Source organism: Streptomyces coryli, from assembly GCF_011044975.1.
Lineage (GTDB): Bacteria > Actinomycetota > Actinomycetes > Streptomycetales > Streptomycetaceae > Streptomyces > Streptomyces coryli.
Genome location: NZ_JAAKZV010000403.1, coordinates 1 through 4,407 on the forward strand (window position 1 = coordinate 1; position 4,407 = coordinate 4,407).

Annotated in this window: 4 protein-coding genes; 3 read left to right on the plus strand and 1 reads right to left on the minus strand. The window is 73.5% G+C overall.

All coding sequences use genetic code 11. The features are described from left to right. The first annotated feature begins 97 nt into the window (after positions 1-97). Positions 98-676, plus strand: coding sequence for an O-methyltransferase (locus tag G5C51_RS40120; protein WP_165245584.1), 579 nt, complete (start codon positions 98-100; stop codon positions 674-676). A gap of 19 nt (positions 677-695) precedes the next feature. On the opposite strand, the gene G5C51_RS40125 is transcribed toward G5C51_RS40120, so the two are convergent. Further along, positions 696-1,058 (minus strand): arsenate reductase family protein, encoded by a 363-nt coding sequence (locus tag G5C51_RS40125; RefSeq protein ID WP_165245586.1) that lies wholly within the window; start codon positions 1,056-1,058, stop codon positions 696-698. Positions 1,059-1,132: 74 nt separating this feature from the next. On the opposite strand from G5C51_RS40125, the gene G5C51_RS40130 reads away from it, so the two are divergent. Then, the gene (locus G5C51_RS40130; RefSeq protein WP_165245588.1) at positions 1,133-3,406 is read left to right on the plus strand and encodes a protein kinase domain-containing protein; all 2,274 of its coding nucleotides are present in this window, start codon (positions 1,133-1,135) and stop codon (positions 3,404-3,406) included. Positions 3,407-3,473: 67 nt separating this feature from the next. Further along, positions 3,474-4,407, plus strand: a 934-nt coding sequence (locus tag G5C51_RS40135) for a protein kinase domain-containing protein (RefSeq protein ID WP_165245590.1), incomplete at its 3' end; no start/stop codon positions are given.

A 4,407-nucleotide genomic window follows, 5' to 3' on the forward strand; every position in this document is an offset into this window, starting at 1 on the left:
GCAGCCTCACAGACATACGGGCCAGCGTATGCGCTGCCCGCCCCCGCTCCCGTCAATCCCTCTCCGCGCCCTGCCGTCCGCTGGCATGATCACGACCATGGACGACACTCCGCTACGGACCCCACCCGCGCTCGCCCGCGTCCAAGCGGCCGCGGAGGGCCTTGACTTCACCATGTCCTGCGAGCCGCGCACCGGCGCCCTGCTGGCCGCGCTCGCCGCCGCGACCGGCCCCGGCGGCCGCATCCTGGAGCTCGGCACCGGCGTCGGCGAGGGCGCGGCCTGGCTGCTGTCCGGCGCGGCGCCGGACGCCACGCTGGTCTCGGTGGAGCTGGACGCGGCGGTGCAGGCCGTCGCCCGCGCCGAGTTGGCGGCCGACGCCCGGGCGCGCTTCGTGACGGAGGACGGGGGCGGCTGGCTGGAGGCGTACGAAGGACCCGGCTTCGACCTGGTCTTCGCCGACACCTGGCCGGGCAAGTTCACCCACCGCGACGCGGCCCTGGCGCTGCTCCGCCCCGGCGGCACGTATCTGATCGACGACCTCACCCCGCAGCCCGACTGGCCGGCCGACCACCGCGCGGCGGTGGACCGGCTCATCGCCGACCTGGAGTCCCGCCCCGGCCTCCGGACCGCACGGCTGGCGTGGTCGAGTGGCCTGCTGATGGCCGTACGCACCTGAGCGGGAGGGCGCAGGAGGCTCAGCCGCGGGCGATCGCCTCCCGTACCGCCTCGTCCGTGCGGGCCACCAGCGCGCTGCCGTCGTCCGCGGTGATGATCGGGCGCTGGATGAGCTTCGGGTGCTCGGCGAGCGCCTGCAGCCAGCGGTCGCGGTCCGCCGCCGTCTTCGGCCAGTCCTTGAGGCCGAGCTCCTTGGCGGCGGCCTCCTGCGTGCGGACGATGTCCCACGGCTCGAGGCCGAGGCGCTCCAGCACCTCGCTCAGCTCGGCCGCCGAGGGCGGGTCCTCGAGGTAGCGGCGGACGGTGTAGCCGGCGCCCTCCGCTTCCAGCAGCTTCACGGCGCTGCGGCACTTCGAGCAGGCAGGGTTGATCCAGATCTCCATGGCCCCACCCTAGGGAACCGGCCCCACGCGTCGCACGTCTCTCTTCGGCAGGCAAACGGGGAGGGGGAAGCGCGTTGTCCGGGGATGGTGCCGAGACGGGCGAAGTGATCGACGGGCGCTACGAATTGCTCGAGCTGCTCGGTGCGGGCGGCATGGGCGAGGTGTGGCGGGCCCGGGATACGCGGCTGGGGCGCGAAGTGGCGGTGAAGGTGTTCGCGCCACCGCGCGGCACCGATGCGGCCGAGCACGCGGAGATGCTGGCCCGCTTCGACCGCGAGGCGCGGGCAGTGGCGGCGCTGGAGAGCCCGTACGTGGTGGCGCTGCACGATCACGGGACGGCGGAGGTCGGCGGCCGGGAGGGCGTCGCGTACCTGGTCATGGCGCTGGTACGGGGCCGCACGCTCGAGCGGGTGCTGAAGGACGACGGCCGCGTCCCGTACGAGAAGGCGCTGACCTGGGCCGAGCAGATCTGTCGTGCCCTGGCCACCGCGCACGCGGCGGGGGTCGTCCACCGCGACATCAAGCCGGCGAACGTCATGGTCGCCGACGACGACACCGTCAAGGTCCTCGACTTCGGCATCGCCCGCTTCGTGGAGGCGGCTGCCCTGGACCAGTGGCTGACCCGGACGGGGGCGCTGCCCTTCGGCAGCGTGCTGTACATGGCGCCAGAGCGCTTCCGCGATGACGCCGGGGATGCGCGTACGGACCTGTATGCGGTGGGCTGCGTCCTGTACGAGCTGCTGGTCGGGCGGCCGCCGTATGTCGGCTCGTCGGCGCAGGTGATGTACAACCACCTCAACGACACCCCGCTCAGGCCGAGTCGGGCCGTGAGCGGCCTGCCGGCGGCGGTGGACCGGCTCGTGCTGGCGCTGATGGCCCGGGATCCGGAGGACCGCCCGGCGGACGCGGAGACGGCGGCGGAGGCGATACGGGAGGCCGGGCAGAGGCAGGAGCCCTCGCCCGTACCCGAGGAGGCGCCCGTATCCGAGGCGGCGCCCGCATCCGAGAAAACGCCTGAACTCGAGAAGACGCCTGCACTTGAGAAGGCGTCTGAACTCGAGAAGACGCCCCCACACGACAAGCGCCCCGAACCGGCACCCAGCCCCCTCTCCATCGCCGACGCCCCGAAGACGAAGCCCCACGGGTCCCGCCGCAAGGCCGTGTTCTCCATCGCCGCGGTCATCGCCGCGATGGGCAGCCTCGTCGCCATCGGCCTGGCGGCCGACGACCCCGCGCCGCACGACCCCGAGCCGCACGCCCCGACAGCCTCCAAGTCCCCCGTCTTCTCCGGCACCTACTCCATCGGCACGCTGACCGGCCACGACGATCTCGGCAACCCCGAGGACGAGGACCTCCCCGAGGCCGTCGAGCGAGCCGTCGCACGGAGCGGCGGTGCCGGCGCCGGCATCGACGTCACCGGCGTCGACTCCGCAGCGGAACCCGACCGGTGGGTGGAGCGGAAGCCCGGCCTCATCGGCGTCGTCGGCGACGACCCGATGGAGGCCATCACCCCCGGCAGCCCGGGCGACGTCCCGGCCATCATCCGCACCTGCCGGGCTGAGAACCACTACGACCCGGACGTGGCCGACCCCGCCATCTTCCGTGTGGCCGCCACGGAGACGGACATGGGCAAAGGCATGGCGCGCCACCTGGCCGCGCAGCCGGGGGTGCGCAAGGTGTACGTGCGTGGCGACAGCGACTCCGGCTCCACCCGGGCGCTGATCGAGACGTTGCGCGCGGCGAAGATCGACGTACGGATCGAGCACGTCTCTTTCGAGAAGGAGTCGGTGGCCCTGCTCCGCAAGGGCATCCGGGAGTACGCCCCGGACGCCGTCTACCTCCAGGCGGACTACGAGGAAGACCTGACCGCGTGGGCGAAGGCGGTCGACGCGACGGGCTTCACCGGGCCGAAGGCGGCCTGGGATCCGGAGGCCCCGCTGTGTTCCGGGGAGCTCGCGGCGGAGAGCACGGCCTCCTTCCCGGACGGCTGGCTGTCCCCCCGCGGCTACTACAGCGCGGTGCGCGACCCGGACCGCAAGCACGCCGAGCAGGTGCAGACCGCTCTCGACAGCGCGTGGCAGGTCGCGCCGTACACCGCCGAGGAGTACGACGCGACCCTGGCGATGCTCGCGGCCTGGGCCCGGGTCCCGAAGTCGGTCAGGACCGGGAACGACCCCGAGCTCGCCCGCAGCCGCCTCACCTCGGAACTGTCGAAGGTCAAGCCGAAGGGCCTGCTGACCGGAGCCTGGACGACCCTGGCGGACGCGCAGGCGCACCCGCCGGTGTGGGTGGACCGCCGCGACGGCGACAAGTGGCGCCAGGTGAAGGCGCTCCACGAGCCCGGCTGATCAGGGAACCACCTGGCCCCCGCGCACGTCATCTCCCCGTCAGGTCCAGGGGGAGGGGGGCGGCGCTGTGCCCGAGGGCGGTGGGCTGTCAGGGGTGTTGGTCGACGGGCGTTACGAGTTGCTCGAGCTGCTCGGTGCGGGCGGCATGGGCGAGGTGTGGCGGGCCCGGGATACGCGGCTGGGGCGCGAGGTCGCGGTCAAGGTGTTCGCGCCGCCGGCGGGCACCGATGAGGCGGACCGTGCCGAGATGCTGGCCCGCTTCGACCGCGAGGCGCGGGCAGTGGCGGCGCTGGAGAGCCCGCATGTCGTGGCGCTGCACGACCACGGGACGGCGGAGATCGGTGACCGGGAGGGCGTCGCGTACCTGGTCATGGCGCTGGTGCGGGGCCGGACGCTGGAGCGGGTGCTGAAGGACGACGGGCGCGTCCCGTACGAGAAGGCGCTGAGCTGGGCCGAGCAGATCTGTCGTGCCCTGGCCACCGCGCACGCGGCGGGGGTCGTCCACCGCGACATCAAGCCGGCCAATGTGATGGTGGCCGACGACGACTCCGTCAAGGTGCTCGACTTCGGCATCGCCCGGTTCCTCGAAGGGTCCTTGGACCAGCGGCTGACCCGCACCGGCGCGCTTCCCTTCGGCAGCGTGCTGTACATGGCCCCCGAGCGCTTCCGCGACGACGCGGGCGGCGCCCGCACCGACCTGTACGCGGTCGGCTGCGTCCTCTACGAGCTGCTCGTCGGGCGGCCGCCGTACGTCGGCACCTCGGCGCAGGTGATGTACAACCACCTCAACGACACGCCGCTCCGGCCGAGTCGGGCCGTGAACGGCCTGCCGGCGGCGGTGGACCGGCTCGTACTGGCGCTGATGGCGCGCGATCCGGAGGACCGCCCGGCGGACGCGGACGCGGCGGCAGAGGCGATACGGGAGGCCGCGCGGCCCGCGGCGGCGTCGGCGCCGGAAGCGGCAGCGGCAGCGGCAGCGGCAGCGGAGTCTCCCGCCGCCC